Genomic DNA, 19,587 nt, shown 5'->3' on the forward strand with positions numbered 1-19,587 from the left:
GTGTGCTTGGTCTTGACCGAGGGGATCCACGCTGAGAGGACACATGGAGCGCGACTGCGTCGGGGTGAGCCGCTCGAGGCCGCCGACGCAGCTGGTTGGCGTATGCCTGCCCGAACTTGGCGCACTACCGCCGGATCGTCTCGTAGCTGGCCAGGACACCGCGTTCGAGCATCATCTCCTCGACTTCACGGAAGCTGAGCGGGAACCGGCGTTGGTGCCCTCGCCGACGATCATCAGCGGCGCGTCGCGGAAGTAACGCTCGACGTCGTACTCGGTGGAATAGCCGTAACCACCGTGGATGTGGACGGCATTGAGTGCGATGTCCATCGCCACCTCCGACCCGTACAGCTTCGCCATACCCGCCTCCATGTCGCACCGGTCGCCGCTGTCGTACTGCTCCGCCTCGTGCCAGGTCAGCTGGCGGGCCGCTGTCAGCTTGGTCGCCATGTCTGCCAGGTAGTTGCCGATCGACTGGTGCTTCCAGATCGGCTGACCGAAGCTCTCCCGTTGCTGGGCGTAGGCGAGGGAATCCTCGAGCGCCGCCGTGGCCGACGCCGAGTCGCCCGGCAGGCCACCTGGATGCGCCCGGTCGCGAGGCCCCTCATCATCTGACCGAACCCCTTGCCTGGGGTGCCCCCGAGGATCGCCGTGGCGGGGGTGCGGTAACCGTCGAACCACAGCTCGCACGTCTCGACGCCCCTGTCGCCGAGCTTGGGCAGATCCCGTGACACCGTCAGACCGGGACTATGTTCGACCAGGACGTACTCGTTGGCGTGCTCCACCGCCTGCACCATCTCGACCAGGTGCGACTCTTCCTCGCTCAGCCTGCCCATATGGCCCACCTTTCGAGTGATTACCAAGCTGGGTCCGCAAGCTGAATTCAGCGGGGATCTGCATATCTCCCAATGACGATGCACTCGGTTCGTTCACGTCACTGCCCTCGGCCTCGGTCGGTCTGGCGGAGAAGGCGATCACCGGCAGGATGGCGGTGCTGCTCGAGGGTGTGCCGACGCTGACGGACGGTCAGTTGGTCGCGTAGTGGTCTACGCCGACGAGTTCGGTTCGCGTCAGATGCCCTCGGGCGACGAGTACGTCCAAATGCGCGGCGATCTCAAGGATCGCGGTCATGCGGTGGATTTCGCTGCGATCTGTGAGTGTGTGTTCGTGTCGGGTCCAGATGAGCTTCTACGTCCGCCAGTGCGAATCCCAGGTCCGAGAGCGCCTCGGCGAGGGCTCGTTCGGTGGTGGTCGAGGCCCAGCCCGGATCCACGAGGGTCACGGAGTTGCCCGAAACCAGGGCGTAACAGTTGACGGACTTCAGGTCCCGCAGAGGCAAAGTGAGAGGGATTCGGTGCACACCCTCGGCTACGCGGTAGGTGCCCAGTGTGCTCCAGTCGTGGGACTTCTCGTCGAGTGTGGTCACGGTGTCGCAACCTCTTCCGCCGCGATGGCCACCCCGGGTAATGAGGTCATCCGCCTCGTCGGAACCCCAGTTCTTCAGCACCTCCCGCGACGCGCTCGCCAACCACCAACTTGGTCAAATCAATACCTGCGCAGCAGGTGTGGATGTCGACAATGAAGGCGCTTCGCCGATCGACACGGCCTTACGGATTGCGGCAATGATCTCGTTGCGGTGGTCGAGCTGGACAAGTGGTGGCCGATGGTCGAACCCCTTGTGTCAGCAACAGCACCCAGAACCCGGGACTGGGTCGTGGACAGGTCTATTGGTACCTCATGTCACCAATAGGCTCGACGCCACTATTGAACGGTCGTGCTCAATGAATGCCGTCGGCAGGTCGCCGCGGCCGACAAGGTGATCACCCGTGCTAACGGCCCTCCCGAACGTGCGTATCCGGATGACGAGATGTTGGATCTTCTCGGCCGTTACGTGTCGCCGCGTTCACGGGTTCGAGCTCTTGGGAATGGACCTTCTATGGACCGGGGGCAGCCGGTGGAGCTAGCGAGGGTGGTGGGCCGCCCGGTCGCCCTCCTTGGGAGACGACAACAGCGGGATTCTCAGTCCGGTCACGTTGCCGTAGACGTGTTACCGGGGCCATCCCGGGTGGATCACCAATCCCACACCCGACACATCCTCCTCGAGTGGGTGGGGCTCGGAGACGAACCGGCCGGCTTCGTTGTGGGGTACTGTCCCAACGTCGGTCCGGCGGTTGGGGCGGTGACCCGTGGTCGGCCTGACGGAGATCTCCGAGGGGCAGTGCGAACTCCGGAAAGCGCGTATCCAGCGCGGCGAGCGTCCGACCGCCGGCGAGGGATGCCGGCCGGGCTGATCCCGCCGCAGGTTCGCAGCGATGTCGTGGGCGGAGCACGTAGGGGACGCGCCGTTCCCACAGTTCACAGTGTGTACTGGACGCGTGGCAGTTCGGAGGCTCCAGAGTCGGAGCGGAGCGGCGCGGTCCGATAGGTGAGGGAGGCGACGCGGTGGTCGGTGTGCAGTTGGGGATTGAGGTGTCCGAGGTCGGCGAGCCGTGCCTGTGCGTCGGGCACCGCGATGGGGTCGAGGTCGATGTGGGGATCGCGATCGGGCCGGAGTCCACGGCCGCGGGCGGGTAGATCCATTCGTTGTGGGCGGTGACCTAGAGCAGGAGAAACCGGTGGAATTGCGTCGGATGCAACATTGCGCGCCAATCGGGTCCAGAGATCTGCGCTGCTCGAGGGAGCGTAGCGCGGTTCGGTACGAAGTGGGTCTGAGCGTTGAGCAGCGCGAATTCAGGTACGCATCATTGATGCATCTGATACAACAGACTGGTGAACGTGCCACTTGCGCCATCAACTTCTTGAGCTGGCTCGCCGATGAGGGGGCCTCAATCGGCACCCTGGGCCAGCACCACGTCGATACCTACATCGACACCGGCCCTCCAACACCAGAGCGTTGGGCACCTTCCTGGCCTGGATACAGGCACGGCACCTGATCACGGGGATCGAAGTTCCTCGCGAGAAGGACGGCCTCCCAAAGAGGTTCCAGGACCACGATGACCATGCCGAGCAACTACGGCGGTGCCTGACCGACGACGGACTGCCGCTCGAGGTTCGCATCGTCGGCACTCTGGTCCGGCTCTACGCCATACCGGTGGCCCGCATCGTCGAGCTGACCACTGACCGATTTCACCGCAACGACACCCACGCCTATCTGGTAATCGAGCAGAACCCGGTCGTCCTTCCCCCTCGCTGGCTGCCCTGGTCGAGGAACTGATCAGGGTGAGGCGATCCAGCGAGCGGGCGGCCTCGGGACCGGGAGTGCCGGCCTTCATGTTTCCCGGCAAGCCACCGAGTCGGCCCCGCAACCTCGGTGATCGCTCAGTCTAGTCGTGCCCGCGAATTTGTGACGCCACAACCCCGCGACTGAAAACTGAGCAGGCAACCCCGAAAGACGCGGAAGCCCTCTCATCCGAAGCGAGACATCGCCTCTGTCCCTGAATAGCGCACGAACTGAATACCTACGCTCCGCCAGCCGTCAGTCCGCTGGAGCCGTCGAGGGCCGCGGCCGCCGGGGAGGTCGAGGCGTAACCGTTCGAGCTGGCACTTTGGGGGGGGTGTCCCTATGGTTTTCGTCAAGCCGCTGAGGGGGTTGGATTCCGGTAGAGTTCCTTGTTCTTGAGCATGGCGTAGAGGACGTCGCAGCGGCGTCGGGCGAGGCAGATCAGGGCCGCGTTGTGTTTCTTCTTCTCGTCCCGTTTCTTGTCGTAGTAGGCGCGACTGGTGGGGTCGTGGAGGGCGGCGAAGGCGGACAGGAACAGGGCGCGTCCCAAGTTTCTTGTTGCCGGAGCGGGCGGGGTGCTCGCCACGGATGGAGGATCCCGATTTTCGGGTGACCGGTGCGATGCCGGCATAGGCCGCCAGGTGGGCGGCGGAGGGGAAGGCGGAGCCGTCGCCGACCTCGATCAGGATCCGAGCTGCTGCCGAAGACGCCGATGCCGGGCATCGAGGTCAGGACTGGGGAAAGAGGGTGGTCATCGAGGGCCCTCTCCACGTCCGCGGCGACCGCTTTGCGTTGTAACAGGGTCTCTTTCAGTGAATCCGCGAGTTTGGGGAGAACGGTTTCGGCGGCCGCGGTGCCGGGCACCACCACGGCCTGCTCGTCGAGGGCGGCAAGGATGTCGGTGGCCAACCTGGCGCCCATTCGGGGTGCGTGCTTGACCGCGATCGCGGTGAGCTTGCGCTTGCCGGCCTGCCGGATTCCGGCCGGCCCGCCGCAGCGGGAGAGGATCTCGAGCACCGCCGGATGGGTTATGCGGGGGCCGAGGACCCGCTCAAGGGCAGGGTGGATGGAGGTGAGCAGGCCTCGGATGCGGTTGCTGACCCGGGTGGCCTCACCGGCAAGGTCGTCGTCGAATCCGACGAGGACCTCAAGCTCGGCGAGGGCCTCGTCGCCGGTATCGACCCGGCGCAGGGTGTGCGGCATGGTGCGGGCAGTATCGGCGATGATGAACGCGTCTCGGGCGTCTGTTTTCGCCTGTCCGGGGTACAGGTCGGCGATGCGGCGCATCGCCAGTCCGGGCAGGTAGCCGACCTCGTGGCCGCCTACGCGGGCCACGGTGACCGGCAGGGCGCCGATCGTATTGGGTTGGTCGACGACCACCAGCACCGATCCGTGGCTGGCCAGGCGGTCGAAGACCGCCCGCAGCTTCGCTTCGTCGTTCGGCAACGCCTTGTCGTAGATCTTCTTTCCGGCGGCGGTCAGTCCGACGGCGTGGTGTTCGCCTTTGCCGACGTCGATGCCGCAGTACACCGCATAGTTCGAGTCCATTCAGGGGTCGTCCCTTGTGTCTCGGTCGGCCGGTCGCCGATCCGGCATCGACGCCCGGCACCCACGTTACAAAGAGACCTACCCAATTTCGGTTGGCCGTGTCCCTATCAGCGGTCCGTCGACGCCACCACACCCGGCGACACCACCCCCGGATCATGCGAGAGACAGGGGCAAGGAGTCATACCGGGTCTGGCGACCGTAGCCCTTCTGTGAAGGACCGTGAATAAGGTAACGGGGGGGTCGATCTGGTGGAAGCGGCGCGGCGGCACGTTCGTGTGCCTCTGCGGTACCGGTCGGGTAGTTGATGTTGTGCCAGAAGGACATTCGGCTTGCCTGGGTGGGGAGGAAATCGGGTTCGGAGCGCATTCGGCCGCCGATCCCGGGTAGGGGTACAGCTCGGCGATCTGCCAGATGGCAGTGGCGTTGTCGATGAAGACTTCCCGTCGATGGGAAATGCAAGAAGAACGTCCCATCAACGCAATGTGATGTGCGTCACGCACGCTTTCTTGTGTTGCAACCTGTCGAATCACCGGGTCACTTGAGTACGCTGACCGGAATCCCCACGACGGATCAAACGTGTTTGTCGGCAACGGCAGTCACTTCACCTCGGCTGTCTAGGCGAATGTAAAAATGCTCTCGGGCGCGGGACTCATGCAATCAGGCCTCGACTGAGCGGCTTTGAACGGCCGTAACAGGGTACCGGCGTCGTCGCTCGTGACACAAAAACATCAGCAGATGCGCGCTAACCCGCCCCTAAACCCACCGAAATCGGCCAACAGCGCATACGCCAGACTAGATGCCTGGGCGCACGTAACGCGATCCACCGGAATCGGGCTCGACCAAGGTAGTCACGATGTACCACCGATCCCCTCTGTACCCAAAAGGGTATCTCTACGACACCGTTCGAAATTGCGGTCGCACGCTCACGCTTCTGCCTATGAACCATCGACCACCCCCCGATTCGCTGGCGGCACGTCATTGCCAGCGGTCAATGCGTCACCTATGGCGTCGCCGGCGCTGGGCCCTGCGACGACTTTCGTGCACGGTTGGGGTCAACCCGCAGCTATCGGAGCGCGTTGTCCCGTTTAACCCACAATGGCATGAGCGTGTACGCGCCTCGTCTACCGAGACGCTCGACGGACCAGCCGCCTGGATCCATCAAGAGTCGCAATCGCGGACAGCACCGTCACGGAGTGTCAGGCAAGGTCGCTCGTCGGGGCAGAGATGTGCGTCGCATTGTCAAGGTGTGAACAGGATGTCGCGAGCAGGCGGCGACGCCTACGGCCACGGTGAGAAGAGGAATCTTCCAGTTCGTCTCGTCAGCTTCGCAGGCCTGCTCGGTCCACACCGCAATCGCAAGGGCATAGCTGAGTTTGGTGGTGGCAGCTGGTGGCGAGGTCTCCGAGAGGGCGGGTCCGTGAAGACGCGAAGAATCCGAAGACCGCGGTACGGCAACCACGAGCGATAGAACTACAGCGCACAGACGCTGAGCTGCTCGTTCAGCTGCTACCTCGCTCAGGTCAGGCGGCCGTAGCGCGGACTTTCTGCCGGACGCGGCACTGGCGGGGGCAGTCGCTGCTATGTGGTGTTCGCGCGAATCCGAGAATCATTCGGATGAATGACACTGAGGTCCAGGCTGGCTGACACATCACGTGGTCGGGGGTGTCTCCATTCGGGCGATCGCTTAGCTCGTTTGATGCTGTCCGCGTGCCACACTCGCGCGGACTACTTTGTCGCCGTATAGCTCGGCCTGATCAGTCTCGAGTCCGGAGTCGGTGAGTATCGTGTCGACCTCGTCGATCGCTGCAACCTTTGCAAGGGCACGGTGTCCGAACTTCGAACTATCCGCGACGACGGCAGTGCGGGTCGCCGCCGAGATGATTGCCCGTTTGAGTGGAACCTCGAGGGTGTTGGTGTTGGTGATGCCAGCAGTGGGGTCGATTGCGTCTGCGCCGAGAAAGGCCCAGTCTGCTGAATAGTCGGAGAGGAAGTCCACGGCGCGTTCACCAACGAGTGTGAAGACGGATCCGAGTAGTTCGCCACCGGTGACCAGTAGGCGTACGGCGGGGATGGTGGCCACATATTTTCCGATTCGAAGGTCGTTGGTGATGATTGTCAGATCCGACCTGTGACGGAGCTCCACCGCGACCTGGTATGTGGTTGAGCCGCTATCGAGAATGACGGTTTGCCCGTCCAGGACCTGCTGTGCCGCACGGTGTGCGATCGCGACCTTTTCTTGTCGGCGCTCGGTTTCCTTCACCGCATAGGGGATCTCGAATGCTGCACCGGTGATGGGACGGGCACCTCCGTGGGTCCGTTCGGCCCTGCCGGACCGAACCAATGAGTCGAGATCGCGGCGAATCGTGGATGCGTCGACGCCGAGTTCGCGCGACAAGACCTTGGCCTCGACGTAACCGTCGGCATGGATGCGGTGGAGTATCTCGTCCCGTCTTTCCTTTGCGGACAAGACGTCCTCCTCGGCGCTCGGCGGGTGAGACCCGGGTTGGCCTCGCGCGGATACTAGCTTCCTTTGCGCGGTTATTGACAATTTCGACACGAGAGCTGCATGATTGCATGCACGTGTGCGCGAAAACGTGCAGATGTTTCCCCGGAATCTGTGCCCGCGCCGATCGCAGCAGAATCTCAAGGAGTTTCCCGATGCAAATGGGTTTGGTAGGTCTGGGCCGGATGGGTGGGAACATGCGAGAGCGTGTTCGGGCTGCGGGCCACGAAGTCGTCGGATTCGATTCCGACCCGACTGTTCGGGATGTCGGATCGCTGGTTGAGCTGATAGCTCGGCTCAGTCGTCCAAGGGTGGTCTGGGTGATGGTTCCCGCCGGTAAGCCGACCCGCACCGTGATCGGGGAACTGAGTGAACTGCTTGCAGGCGGGGACCTCGTGATCGAGGGCGGCAACTCCCGCTTCTCCGATGACGAGTTGCACTCAGATGTCCTTCGGGAACGTGGAATCGGCTACTTGGACTGCGGCGTCTCCGGTGGAATCTGGGGACTGACGGAAGGCTACGGACTGATGGTAGGGGGTGAGGACGCGGATGTTGCCCGGGCGATGCCGCTCTTCGACGCGCTCAGACCTTCAGGAAAGCGGGATGAGAGCTTCGTTCATGCGGGCCCGGTCGGTGCCGGCCATTACGCGAAGATGGTGCACAACGGTATCGAGTACGGGTTGATGCAGGCGTACGCGGAGGGTTACGAACTCTTGGCCGCCGAACCCCGGATAACCGCCCCCGAGTCTGTGATGAGGGCGTGGCAGAAGGGCACCGTGGTGCGCTCCTGGCTGCTCGAACTCCTCGTCTCGGCGCTGCGGGAGGATCCGGGTTTGAGCTCGATCTCCGGGTTTACTGAGGACTCGGGTGAGGGCCGCTGGACCGTGGAGGAGGCCATCGCGCATGCGGTGCCGGTTCCTGTGATCTCGGCAGCTTTGTTCGCGCGATTTTCCTCTCGGCAACTGGATTCGCCGACGATGAAGGCGGTATCGGCGCTGCGTCAGCAGTTCGGGGGACATCAGGTCCGGACCATGGAAGCGGTGCAGTCGTGATCAGGCTCGGTTACAAGGCGTCCGCGGAGCAGTTCGGTCCGCGGGAGTTGGTGGAGCTGGGTGTCCTGGCGGAGGCGCACGGGATGGATTCGGCGACCGTGTCGGATCATTTCCAGCCGTGGCGGCACGAGGGCGGTCATGCACCGTTCTCGTTGGCGTGGATGACGGCGGTCGGGGAGCGCACGGAGCGGCTGCAGTTGGGGACGTCGGTGATGACGCCGACGTTCCGGTACAACCCGGCGGTGGTGGCGCAGGCGTTCGCGACGATGGGGTGTCTGTACCCGGGGCGGATCATGCTCGGCGTGGGTACCGGTGAGGCGCTCAACGAGATCGCGACAGGCTTTGCGGGGGAGTGGCCGGAGTTCAAGGAGCGGTTCGCGCGGCTGCGGGAGGCGGTCCGGTTGATGCGTGAGCTGTGGCTCGGCGACCGGGTCGACTTCGAGGGTGAGTACTTCAACACGAAGGGCGCGTCGATCTACGACGTGCCCGAGGGTGGGATTCCGGTGTACATCGCCGCCGGTGGTCCGGTGGTTGCCCGGTATGCCGGTCGGAGCGGCGACGGGTTCATCTGCACGTCCGGTAAGGGCATGGAGTTGTACACGGAGAAGTTGATGCCTGCGGTCGCGGAGGGGGCCGAGAAGGCGAACCGTGATGTGGCGGAGATCGACAAGATGATCGAGATCAAGATTTCGTACGACACGGATCCGGAGTTGGCGCTGGAGAACACGCGGTTCTGGGCGCCGTTGTCGTTGACGCCGGAGCAGAAGCATTCGATCGATGATCCGATCGAGATGGAGAAGGCGGCGGATGCGTTGCCGATCGAGCAGGTGGCGAAGCGGTGGATCGTGGCGTCGGATCCGGATGAGGCGGTGGCGCAGATCCGCCCGTATCTCGATGCCGGGTTGAACCACCTGGTGTTCCACGCTCCGGGCCACGATCAGAAGCGGTTCCTGGAACTCTTCGAGCGGGATCTTGCCCCGCGGCTGCGGGCGCTGTGATGCCCACATCCACCGACGTCACCCGAAACCCGCTGTGGCAGAAACTGTCCGATCACCAACAGGCGATCGCCGCCCTGCATCTGCGGGAGCTGTTCGACACCGATCCAGGCCGCGGCACTGACCTCACCGTCACCGCTGCCGACCTGTTCATCGACTACAGCAAACACCGGGTGACCCGCGAAACACTCGGACTCCTTCTCGATCTCGCACGCGCCGCCGGCGTGGAGGAACAGCGGGACGCGATGTTCGCCGGTGCCCACATCAACGTGTCCGAAGACCGCGCGGTACTACACACGGCGCTGCGTGAACGCCGGGATTCCACCCTGGTCGTGGACGGCCAGGACGTCATCGGCGATGTCCATCATGTCCTTGAGCGTATGGGTGCGTTTACCGATCGGATCCGATCCGGAGACTGGCGCGGAGCCACCGACGAACGCATCCGAACCGTGGTCAATATCGGCATCGGTGGCTCGGACCTTGGTCCTGCGATGGTCTACCGTGCCCTGCGCCACTACGTCGACGGACCCGAGGTGCGGTTCGTGTCGAATGTCGACCCCGCGGACCTGCTGTCTGTCTTGTCGGACCTCGATCCCGCCAGCACACTGTTCGTCGTTGTCTCCAAGACGTTCTCGACGCTGGAAACCATGACCAACGCGGCAGCGGCCCGCAGGTGGGTCACCGAGGCGCTCGGCGAAGAATCGGTCCCGCAGCACTTCGTCGCTGTCTCGACCGACGCCGATCGGGTTGCTGAGTTCAGCATCGACCCGGCGAACACCTTCGGATTCTGGGACTGGGTCGGGGGACGGTACTCGGTGGGATCGGCTGTCGGACTCGCGGTGATGGCCGCCATCGGACGAGAACGCTTTGCCGAATTCCTCGACGGATTCCACAGGATCGACGAGCATTTCCGCACGGCTCCTCTCGCGGAGAACGCGCCTGTCCTGCTGGGCCTGATGGGCGTCTGGTACGCCAGCTTCTTCGGCGCCGACTCACGCGCTGTGCTGCCCTACTCGAACGATCTCATACGGTTCCCGGCCTACCTGCAGCAGCTGACGATGGAATCGAACGGCAAGTCGATACGGGCAGACGGAAACCCCGTCGAAACCGCCACCGGCGAAGTCTTCTGGGGTGAACCCGGCACGAACGGTCAGCACGCCTTCCATCAACTCCTGCACCAGGGCACCCGGTTGATTCCCGTGGACTTCCTGGGGTTCGCGCAACCGATTGAAGACCTCCCGACACTCGATGGCGCGGGATCGATGCACGGTGTGCTGACGGCGAACATGCTCGCCCAGTCCAAGGTGCTGGCATTCGGAAAAACCGCTACCGAGGTCGTCGCAGACGGGACACCGCCCGAACTCGTACCGCACAAGGTGATGCCGGGAAACAGGCCGTCGACCACGATCCTTGGCACGAAGCTCACACCGTCGACCCTTGGGCAGCTGATCGCCCTGTACGAACACCAAGTATTCGTACAAGGAATCGTATGGGGCATCGACTCGTTCGACCAGTGGGGAGTCGAACTGGGCAAGACATCGGCTCTGGAACTGGGCCCTGCCCTCTGGGACGCAGACGGCGCCGCTTACGTTGGGGATAGCTCCACCGCCGGGTTGGTTCGCGTCTACCGGCTGGCGAGAGGGGAACGCAGTTGCCTGCATTAATGTTGCAGCTTCCGTCGCCGATCGCCGAGTCGTGGGATTGGCAATTGTCTGCCGCGTGCCGGGATGCCGACCCGTCGGTGTTCTTCTATGCCGACAACGAACGAGGTGATCCCCGTTCGGGTCGTGTCCGTGCTGCCAAACAGGTCTGCCGGGGGTGTCCCGTACGCGCACAGTGCCTCGACCACGCCCTGGAGGCACGCGAGAGTCACGGAATCTGGGGCGGTTACACCGAGGATGAGCGCAGGAGGCTCCCACGAATGCCGGACGTGGGAAGCCCACCAGCTTCCATCCGGCCGGGGAACCCTGGGTGTCAGGGTGAGTTGAGTCCAGTGGTTCACAGCAAACCCGCCTGCAGGGCGAGATACGGATCAACCCGCGATGACGATTTCCCCCACGGTTCTGGTCGAGGACAATGTCCGGATGGACCCCTCGCACCCACGCGCCGACGGCCCGCAGCGACGACGCGCCTTCAGCGCCGCTGACAAGCTCGCCCACCTGACCGCCTATGAACAGGCCTGCGAGAGCAACAGCGGAGGCGCGTACCTGCGCCGCGAAGGCCTGTACTCGTCCCTGATCAGCGAGTGGCGCAAACAACGCGATGCCGGCGTCCTCGACGGAAAGAAGCCCGGCGACAAGATCGGCAAACTCACCACCGAGCAGGCCGAGATCGCACGCCTCAAACGCGAGTTGGAGAGAGCGAACAAGCGACTGGCCACCACCGAGACTGCGCTGGAAATCATGGGAAAAGCACATTCGCTCTTGGAGCAACTCTCCGAGAGCGCGGATGTGGACGAGCAGCGCAAGAAACGTTGATGCGCACCCACCACGAACTCACCGATTCCGGTGTAACAACAAGGGATGCAACCAGACTGACGGGGATCATTCGATCCACCGCAGCACGAGACAAGGCCCGGCCCGCGGCACCGGATTCGACCGCCGCCGCAGTCACGCGCACCCCGGAGAACAAGCTCACCGACGCCGAACGCCGGACTGTCCTCGACGTTCTCGACAGTGACCGGTTCGTCGACCGAGCCCCGGCCGAGGTCTATGCCCAACTCCTCGACGAGGGCATCTACCTTTGCTCGGTCTCGACGATGTATCGGATACTGCGCGAAAACGCGCAGGTCACCGACCGTCGACGGCAGGCCCGCCACCCCGCCCGGGCCTGTCCGGAACTGGTGGCGATCGCACCGCGGGAGGTGTACTCGTGGGACATCACTAAACTTCCGGGCCCAGTCAAGGGCACGTATTTCGACGCGTACGTGATGATCGACATCTTCTCCCGCTACATCGTCGGCGCCCACGTCCAGACCCACGAGTCGGGGCTACTCGCTGCCGAGATGATGACCGAAACCTTTGCTGTGCACGGAATACCGAACGTCGTGCACGCTGACCGGGGAACCTCGATGACCAGCAAGACCGTCGCCACCCTGCTCGCCGATCTCGAGGTCACCCGCTCGCATTCTCGGCCGCGAGTATCCAACGACAACCCCTATTCGGAGTCACTGTTCAAGACCCTCAAGTACGGCCCGGCGTTCCCAGAGCGGTTCGGGTCCATCCGCGACGCACGAGAGTTCATGGACTCGTTCGTCCATTGGTACAACCACGAACATCGCCATACCGGCATAGGCCTGCACACCCCCGCCGACGTGCACTTCGGACTGGCCGCGCACAAGGCCGACGAACGCGCTGCGGTGCTTGCTGCGGCCCGGCTCGCGCATCCCGAGCGGTTCGGCACAACCGGTACCCCGAAGATCCTCGACCTGCCGACCGACGTCTGGATCAACCAGCCCGTCGCCGAGTCCGAGGCCGAACCCGACGCGGATCAGCCCGCCGCGTAACACCCGTTGGACTCAAACACCTTGACAAGTTCCGGAATGAAGACCGTGACCGGACGTTGCGGTCATCTGTGTGTGCAGGCACTTCTGCAACCCGGTAGCGATACCAGCCGGGGTGTGTGCGACTGAAGCAAGAGGGTCCCCTGTCATGAATGTGGATCGGCTGCCGTGTGATATGGGAGGGGGCTTCCCCCTTGAGTGAGGACATCCTGGACACTGGGTCGTGAAGACCCAGAGGAAGAGATGTCACTGATGGTGATGAAGTCGTACTCGGCGGAATTCAAGGCCGATGCCGTCGCGCAGTACCTGGCCGACCCGAGCCACACCTTCGACGGCATCGGCAACGACCTGGGAGTCAACCGCGAGACCCTCGACGCGCTCATCGCCCAATCGGAGACCTCATGAGCGAGAGCACCCTGGTCGGAGTCGAGCGGGTCTGCGCCGAACTCGCCACCACGGGACAGCCGATCACCTTCACCGCCGTAGCCGAACGGGCGCAGATCGGCCGGGCGACACTCTACTGCGATCAGCAACTGCGCGCCGTCGTCGACGAATATCGGACCCGACAAACCGGCACCGCTCCCTGAGCGGTCTTGCGACCGAAGTCGCGCACCCGTGCACCGTAGTCCCTTTAGGCCCAACGTCCACCGATCAGGGTGGCGTGTACCGCGTCGGCGGAGGGCGCAGCGAGTATGTCGGCGAGGGGCGCGCCGAGGAGGACTATGTCGGCGGTTGCACCCACGCGGATGTGGCGTTGGGTTCCGCCCGGTTTGTCAGCGGGAGTGAGGTATCGCGTCAATGCCTTTGCGGCGGTGATGCGTTCGCTGCTCCCCACGATCTCGCCGCTCGCGGCGCGGCGGTTCACTGCGGCGATGATCACCGCCCAGGGGTCGAGGGGACCGTAGGGGGCGTCGCTCGACAACGCGACCGCGACGCGCGCGTTGATCAGCGACCGGCACCGGTACAGGTCGGGTAGGTCTCGCTCATCAACGTCGCGGAGGTAGTCGTCGCCGCGGTCGGCGAGAAAGCCGGGCTGGGTGACAACTGTGAGTCCGCGCCGGTGGAGGCCGTCGATGGTCTCGCGGGGGATGATCGCGCCGTGCTCGACGCGGTCGCCGGGCAGGGTCCCGACTTCGTCGAGCACCGCGAGCAGGATCAGCAGCGCCTCGCGGGTGACGCAGTGCACGGCCACCGCCCGTCCTTGGTTGTGGACCTCGCGGATCCGGTCTGCCAGGTCGTCGAGGGCGGGGAGGCCGGAGTCTGCGAGCACGATCTTGTACGGGCCGATGGTCAGACGTGCGGTGGGAAACGGGGATTCGTCGGGCTGCGCGCCGAGCAGATGCACGCGCTGCGGCAACTCGCCGCTGGACATCGCCGCGGCGATCGCGGCCTGTGACTGCGGGCTGAGGTCGGGGGTGGCGTCGGTGACTCCGGTGACGCCGAAACGGGTGAGCGCGGCACCGACCGTGTCGAGGCGCGGCGGTCGGGATGGCGGAAGCCGGTCGCGGAGCCAGGAGTCGGCGCGCCACACCCGTCCGGTCGGGTGGCCGTCCGGGCCGCGTTCGACCCCCGGATGGGATGCGTCGGTCAGGCGTGCGGCGGCGACGGCCGCCGCGTTGAGGATCCACATGGCGCCGCTGCGGTGCTGAATGCGGACAGGCCGGGCCGAGTGCAGGCGGTCGAGACGGTCGGCGTCGAGATCACCTGCGACGGTTTCGATGTAGCCGACGCCGCGGACCCAGCCGTTGTCGTCACCGGCCGCTTTGCCGAGTGCGGTCGCGAGGGCGGCGGCGTCGCGGACGTGCGGTGGCCCGCAGCGCACCGAGGCGGCGTCGGCGGCCATCGCGTGCAGATGCAGGTGGTGATCGTGCAGACCGGGGATGAGGGCGCCGCCGTCGGCGTCGATCACCGCGGCAGTCGATGGTGCAACCAGGTTCGGCCCGACTGCCGTGATCCGGCCGCCGGTGATCGCCACGTCGACACCGGGAACGCCGTCGACCTCCGCGTCGCGGATCAGGAGGTCGGTCACGGCGCCGCGATCCCTAGCGAGGCCAGCACGGCGGCGGTGTCCGCACCGGAGGGGGCGGCGTTTCCGGCGGGTGTTCGGGGTCGCGGCTCGGCGACGGCAGCGGCGCCCGACGAGGTCTCGACTACCCACTTGCCATCGCGCAGAAGGGGTTGCGGGACCGGCTGATCGGTGAGGGTCGACGCGACCAGGTCGGACATCGACAGGTCCCAGAGCCTTCCGGATCCGTCGGCGGGCGCGGACATCGCGAGGGCCGCGGCGGTGACCCCGGTGAGCGGATCGGCGAGGGCGTCCCCCACGAAGAGGGGTGTGCCGTCGGAGTCGTTCGCGATGAGTCCGGCCGCGGCGGCGAGATCGTCGCCGAAACCGATGCGGCCCGAGGAGCGTCCCGCCGCGGTGATCGACACCCAGGTGGTGCCGCGGGCGACGGCGGCCCCGGCGTCGAGCCCGAAGCGCGCGAGGGCGCGGGGGCGGGAGGCCTCGACGACGATGTCGGCGGCGTCGACGAGGGCCGCCAGTGCCCGTCGTCCCGCACCGGTGGCGGGGTCGAGGACGACCGACTCGTGACCACCGTGCAGAAGCCGGTAGAAGTCGGGGTTGCCGCGCCGGGCGCCGTCGGGGCGGTCGGGGGTTTCGACCTTCACCACCCGCGCGCCCGCGAGCCCGAGCAGATGGGCGCACAGCGGGCCGGCCCAGAGCGAGCTGAAGTCGACGACGAGCAGCCCGTCGACAGGCCGGGGACGCAGCGGCACCGGAACGGGCGGGGGTGTGCTCACCCGCGACACCGGGCCGGCGGCGACGCCCAGCAGTTCCGCCCGCGCGGCCAACTCGGCGCCGGTGCGGGTGCGGATCCAGTCGGCGACGGCAGGCCAGGGATCGTCCTCGTCGACAGCCTCACTCACCAACGCCCCCAGCAGCGCCGGGTCGTCGGCGCGGGCGCACGACACGGCCGCCCACCCGTCGGCGGTCGGCAGCAGACGGCAACTGCCGCCCACCGACACCTCGCCGCGACGCTCACGTCCGGTGAAGGCCGCGCGCTCGGAGAGCAGGCGGGCACCGTCGACGTCGATCCGCCGACCGCCGAGGGCACTGACGTCGGAGATCCACGACGACATGGCGCGCGCGAGTGTGGCGGCGCTTCCGGGTGGAATCACCGGTGGTCCGTCTGGGCGGCCGGTGAGGGCGACGACTCCGCTTTCGGCCCAGTCCCGCACCGGATCCGGCGCCGGGGAGGTGGGCGGGGGAGTAGGTGACACCGGTTGATCCTATGCTGGCAAGCTGTCTGTCGTGGATACCGCGCAGCCCCTGATCACCCCGCAGGACCTTGCCGACGGGGTCGCCGATACCCCCCTGCTCGGCGAGGGCGCCGTCGTCGACACCCCGATGCTGGTCGTGGATCTCGACGCCACCTTAGACGCCGGCACCGCGGCCAGGGCCGCGGAGCGGGCGCTGCACGCAGACCGGCTGCTGGTCGGGGTGCGCCGCACCCCCGGACCGGTCCCGGAGGCGGTCGCGGACCTGGCCGCTCCGCTGGACACCACGATCGTCGCCGACGCAGCGTTCGCCGACCGCCGGATGGTCGGAGTAACCGATCCGGATGCCGCGGTCGCCGAACTACGCGACGTCGTGGCCGCCAATGTGCACGCCGCGATGGTGCTCGGACAGGTGCTGCGGCTGTCGGAGGGGCTGCCGGTGCCGCAGGCGATCGACGTCGAGTCCTTGGCCTACTCCACGCTGCTCGGAACCCCGGGTTTCCGGCGCTGGCTGCAGCAGCGGGGTCCGCGTCCATTGCCACCGCCGGCGCCGCAGGACCCGGTGCTGGTGCGGCGGGACGGCGAGCGGCTACACATCACTCTGAATCGGCCCGAGCGGCGCAACGCGTACGGGGCCGAGGTGCGGGACGGCCTGGTCGAGGCGCTGCGGCTGGCAATCATGGACGAGACGATCACGGCGATCGTGCTCGACGGTGCGGGCCCGGTGTTCTCCGCGGGTGGCGACCTGGACGAGTTCGGCACCACCCCTGACCTCGCGACCGCGCATTTGATCCGTACCCGCGCCGGCGCGGCTCGGCTGGTTTCGCAGTTGGCCGACCGAATGGAGGTCCGGGTGCACGGCAGCTGTGTCGGGGCCGGCATCGAGGTACCAGCGTTCGCGGGTCGGATCGTGGCAGCGCCGGGCACGGTGTTCCGGTTGCCGGAGGTGTCGATGGGATTGATCCCCGGGGCGGGTGGAACGGTGGGCGTGCCTCGGCGGATCGGGCGGTGGCGGGCGTTCTGGTTGTGTGCGACGGGTGCTGCCCTCGACGCCGGCACCGCGCTGGCGTGGGGTCTTGTGGACGAGGTCAGCGCAGGTCAGTGATTGAGCGTGCCTTTACGACCGCGAGGGGGAGACTCCCGTGTCGGAGCACGTAACAAAACATCATGATAATATCCGGTGTGATGTCCAGCACGTCCGCGTTCTAGGGTGCACCGCACGCCGTGAACGGTTGGTGCGTGGGTCCGGTACTCGAAGAGGATGGCGCGATGGTCGTACGCAGCGAAGGAACGCGCAAGCGCGAGACGCGCAAGCGCGAGACGAACGGTGACCGCCCGATTCCGATCGCGGCCGGCGGATCCTCGCTGCTCCGACCGCTCAAAGCGGCAGAAGTCATCGCACGAAACATTGTGGGCGACATCCGTGCCCAGAACCTCCGGCCGGGCGATGGACTGCCGTCGGAAGCGGCCATGCTGACGCAGTACGGTGTGAGCCGAGAATCGCTGAGGGAGGGACTGCGCCTACTCGAGGTGCAGGGAATGATCGCGATTCGACGCGGCCCCGGAGGCGGTCCCGTGGTCGGGTCTGTGGGCGCAGCACACCTCGGACGAGTCTCCGCGTTGTTCTTTCACATGTCGGGTGCCACCTACCAGGAACTTTTCGAGGCGTGGGTGTGGGGACAGGGAGAGCTGGCCGAGCGTGCGGCTCGGCATCCCGACGCCGACACGCGCGCCTCCACCATGGCGCCGTTCATGGACGGGCACCACCACGAATCCGACGAGCTCCTCGAGGGCTACCTCGAGGAGCATGCCGGGTTTCACGGGGCGGTTGCCTCGTTGGTTCGCAATCGGGTCCTCGAGTTGAGTCTCGAATCCTACGGCCAGATCGTCGCGCACCACGTCGCTATGGTCGACGACCCGCGCACTCTCCGAAGCGTTCTCGTCGATGATCATCACAAGATTGCCAGGGCGGTCGCTGCTGGGCAGCCCAAGCGCGCCCGCGATCTCATGGAAGAGCACTTGCGTGGCGTGGTCGACTATTGCCGGGATCGCTTGGGAGGATCGCTCGATTCTGCGATCGAGTGGTTGTGAGCTGACACCGAACTGGATACGCGCGCAACCGGCGCGCCCGGGTTGAGCCGAACACCGAACGCCGACTTCATGATGGAGGTCGGCGTGTTTCTCTGCGGCTGACATGCGCCGCAGCCACCGGGGAACTTATCTGCCCGAAATCTGTCGTACCCGAATCGAATTCGGGCGGCTGTGCACGATCCGCGGGCGCTTGTCTGTCCTGTCCTCTCTTTGTTGGTTCGCCGAGTCTCGAACGGCTCGAAATCGCGCTTGTGCTTTGCCGGGGTCTCGACACTATTCCTTAGGCTGTGGGCGGACACGTTGAACGTGCTGGTCAAGCCAATTTTGTCAAGCCGTAGAGGTGGTGCAGCGCAAAGTGAGACCACCCCTTGACATCGGAGTTCCTCATGAGCAATATTGATCTCATGTTGTCCGGGGTGTGACTGGATTAACAAGGCCCTACGAACCGGAGCTCGACAGCTTGCTGTGATGCGCTCCCGACATCTCTTCTTCTGCTTGGCGTCGCCGTTTATTCAAGTACCTGGCGTAACCGTCGAGACAGCTGCCAATAGGAGGCAATCAAGTGACACGGCTGGATGGCAAGATCGCGTTCATCACTGGTGCTGCACGCGGACAGGGGCGTACCCACGCCGTCCGGCTTGCGCAGGAAGGCGCCGACATCGTTGCGGTCGATCTGTGCAGGCAGCAGGCCAACCTCGATTACACGTCCGGCACTCCCGAGGATCTCGAGGAGACGGCGCGCCTGGTCGAAAAGGAAGGCCGCCGGATCATCGCGCGTGCCGCCGATGTGCGGGACCAGGCATCTTTGGATGTGGTTGTCGAAGAGGCGCTCCGTGAGTTCGGTGGGATCGACATCCTCGTCTCCAACGCAGGCATCTCGAACCAGGGATCTGTGGTCGGGCTCACCGACCAGCAGTGGGAAGACATTCTCGGTACTAACCTGGTCGGAGCCTGGCATTCGTGCCGCGCAGTTCTGCCCTCGATGATCGAGCGCGGCGCGGGTGGGTCCGTCATCTTCGTCAGCTCAACGGTCGGGTTGCGCGGTGCGCCCGGGCAGGCGCACTACAGCGCTTCCAAGCACGGCATGCAGGGTCTGATGCTGTCGCTGGCGAACGAGGTGGGTCAACACAACATCCGGGTCAACTCGGTCAATCCCGGCGCCGTCAACACCGAAATGGCGATCAACGAGAGCCTGCTGAAGATGTTCCTTCCCGATATCGAGAACCCGACTCCCGCGGACGCGGCAGACCTTTTCAGCAACCTCACGCTTCTCCCGATCCCGTGGGTAGAGCCCGAGGATGTGAGCAACGCGGTGCTGTGGCTCGCCTCGGATGAGGCCCGATTCGTCACTGGCGCAGCGATTCCCGTCGACGGCGGACAACTCGCCCGCGCCTGAGGTG

At 65.3% G+C, this 19,587-nt stretch carries 14 protein-coding genes and 4 pseudogenes; 11 read left to right on the forward strand and 7 right to left on the reverse strand.

The features are described 5' to 3' along the window. Nucleotides 1-127 precede the first annotated feature (127 nt). The 3 genes and pseudogenes from ACLIVD_RS42375 to ACLIVD_RS42385 all read right to left on the reverse strand — a co-directional run. Nucleotides 128-208 (reverse strand): annotated as a pseudogene (locus ACLIVD_RS42375) (IS6 family transposase); the annotation flags it as partial. Next, nucleotides 172-761 (reverse strand): annotated as a pseudogene (locus ACLIVD_RS42380) (acyl-CoA dehydrogenase family protein); the annotation flags it as partial. The pseudogenes ACLIVD_RS42375 and ACLIVD_RS42380, both read right to left, overlap by 37 nt. A gap of 1,591 nt (nt 762-2,352) precedes the next feature. Next, on the reverse strand, nt 2,353-2,577 hold the full coding sequence (locus tag ACLIVD_RS42385; RefSeq protein WP_491933753.1) for a hypothetical protein: 225 nt from the start codon (nt 2,575-2,577) through the stop codon (nt 2,353-2,355). Between the two features lie 313 nt (nt 2,578-2,890). Here ACLIVD_RS42385 and ACLIVD_RS42390 point away from each other — a divergent pair, with 313 nt between their 5' ends. After that, on the forward strand, nt 2,891-3,211 hold the full coding sequence (locus ACLIVD_RS42390) for a hypothetical protein (protein WP_491933755.1): 321 nt from the start codon (nt 2,891-2,893) through the stop codon (nt 3,209-3,211). A gap of 358 nt (nt 3,212-3,569) precedes the next feature. Here the strand turns inward: ACLIVD_RS42390 and ACLIVD_RS42395 are convergent. Next, nucleotides 3,570-4,765 (reverse strand): annotated as a pseudogene (locus ACLIVD_RS42395) (IS110 family RNA-guided transposase). A 1,684-nt stretch (nt 4,766-6,449) separates the two neighbouring features. Beyond that, nucleotides 6,450-7,232: a DeoR/GlpR family DNA-binding transcription regulator gene (locus ACLIVD_RS42400; RefSeq protein WP_491933843.1), complete on the reverse strand. Its 783-nt coding sequence runs from the start codon at nt 7,230-7,232 to the stop codon at nt 6,450-6,452. Nucleotides 7,233-7,423: 191 nt separating this feature from the next. On the opposite strand from ACLIVD_RS42400, the gene gnd reads away from it, so the two are divergent. From gnd to ACLIVD_RS42435, 7 genes and pseudogenes are all read left to right on the forward strand, one after another. Then, nucleotides 7,424-8,320 carry a phosphogluconate dehydrogenase (NAD(+)-dependent, decarboxylating) gene (gene gnd, locus ACLIVD_RS42405; protein ID WP_491933756.1) on the forward strand — a complete coding sequence of 299 codons (897 nt, stop codon included), beginning with the start codon at nt 7,424-7,426 and terminating at the stop codon, nt 8,318-8,320. Beyond that, a complete protein-coding gene (gene fgd, locus ACLIVD_RS42410; protein WP_491933757.1) occupies nt 8,317-9,318 on the forward strand; it encodes a glucose-6-phosphate dehydrogenase (coenzyme-F420) in 1,002 nt (333 codons plus the stop codon). The genes gnd and fgd overlap by 4 nt, the downstream gene beginning before the upstream one ends. Then, on the forward strand, nt 9,318-10,979 hold the full coding sequence (gene pgi / locus ACLIVD_RS42415; RefSeq protein WP_491933758.1) for a glucose-6-phosphate isomerase: 1,662 nt from the start codon (nt 9,318-9,320) through the stop codon (nt 10,977-10,979). The genes fgd and pgi overlap by 1 nt, the downstream gene beginning before the upstream one ends. After that, complete coding sequence (locus tag ACLIVD_RS42420; protein ID WP_491933844.1) at nt 10,979-11,461, forward strand: WhiB family transcriptional regulator; 483 nt, start codon at nt 10,979-10,981, stop codon at nt 11,459-11,461. Before pgi ends, ACLIVD_RS42420 begins: the two co-directional genes overlap by 1 nt. After that, nucleotides 11,400-12,820, forward strand: a protein-coding gene (locus tag ACLIVD_RS42425; RefSeq protein WP_491933846.1) for an IS3 family transposase whose coding sequence is annotated in 2 segments (ribosomal slippage) — nt 11,400-11,747 and nt 11,750-12,820 — 1,419 coding nt in all. Because the reading frame shifts where the segments join, the coding sequence is not laid out codon by codon here. The genes ACLIVD_RS42420 and ACLIVD_RS42425 overlap by 62 nt, the downstream gene beginning before the upstream one ends. Before the next feature lie 249 nt (nt 12,821-13,069). Next, nucleotides 13,070-13,189, forward strand: a pseudogene (locus tag ACLIVD_RS42430) (transposase); the annotation flags it as partial. A 29-nt stretch (nt 13,190-13,218) separates the two neighbouring features. Then, nucleotides 13,219-13,404, forward strand: coding sequence for a hypothetical protein (locus ACLIVD_RS42435; protein WP_491933759.1), 186 nt, complete (start codon nt 13,219-13,221; stop codon nt 13,402-13,404). A gap of 44 nt (nt 13,405-13,448) precedes the next feature. Here the strand turns inward: ACLIVD_RS42435 and ACLIVD_RS42440 are convergent, their stop codons facing one another. Together ACLIVD_RS42440 and ACLIVD_RS42445 are read right to left on the reverse strand one after the other, a co-directional pair. Beyond that, nucleotides 13,449-14,846: an amidohydrolase family protein gene (locus tag ACLIVD_RS42440; protein ID WP_491933760.1), complete on the reverse strand. Its 1,398-nt coding sequence runs from the start codon at nt 14,844-14,846 to the stop codon at nt 13,449-13,451. Further along, nucleotides 14,843-16,099, reverse strand: coding sequence for a CoA transferase (locus ACLIVD_RS42445; protein ID WP_491933761.1), 1,257 nt, complete (start codon nt 16,097-16,099; stop codon nt 14,843-14,845). Before ACLIVD_RS42445 ends, ACLIVD_RS42440 begins: the two co-directional genes overlap by 4 nt. Nucleotides 16,100-16,130: 31 nt before the next feature. On the opposite strand from ACLIVD_RS42445, the gene ACLIVD_RS42450 reads away from it, so the two are divergent. From ACLIVD_RS42450 to ACLIVD_RS42460, 3 genes are all read left to right on the forward strand, one after another. Next, nucleotides 16,131-17,201, forward strand: coding sequence for an enoyl-CoA hydratase/isomerase family protein (locus ACLIVD_RS42450; RefSeq protein WP_491933763.1), 1,071 nt, complete (start codon nt 16,131-16,133; stop codon nt 17,199-17,201). 164 nt (nt 17,202-17,365) lie between these two features. After that, the gene (locus tag ACLIVD_RS42455; protein WP_167119990.1) at nt 17,366-18,187 is read left to right on the forward strand and encodes a FadR/GntR family transcriptional regulator; all 822 of its coding nucleotides are present in this window, start codon (nt 17,366-17,368) and stop codon (nt 18,185-18,187) included. A gap of 562 nt (nt 18,188-18,749) precedes the next feature. Further along, complete coding sequence (locus ACLIVD_RS42460) at nt 18,750-19,583, forward strand: mycofactocin-coupled SDR family oxidoreductase (RefSeq protein WP_491933764.1); 834 nt, start codon at nt 18,750-18,752, stop codon at nt 19,581-19,583. Nucleotides 19,584-19,587 lie beyond the last annotated feature (4 nt).

It is taken from the genome of Rhodococcus sp. G6(2025), assembly GCF_058628105.1.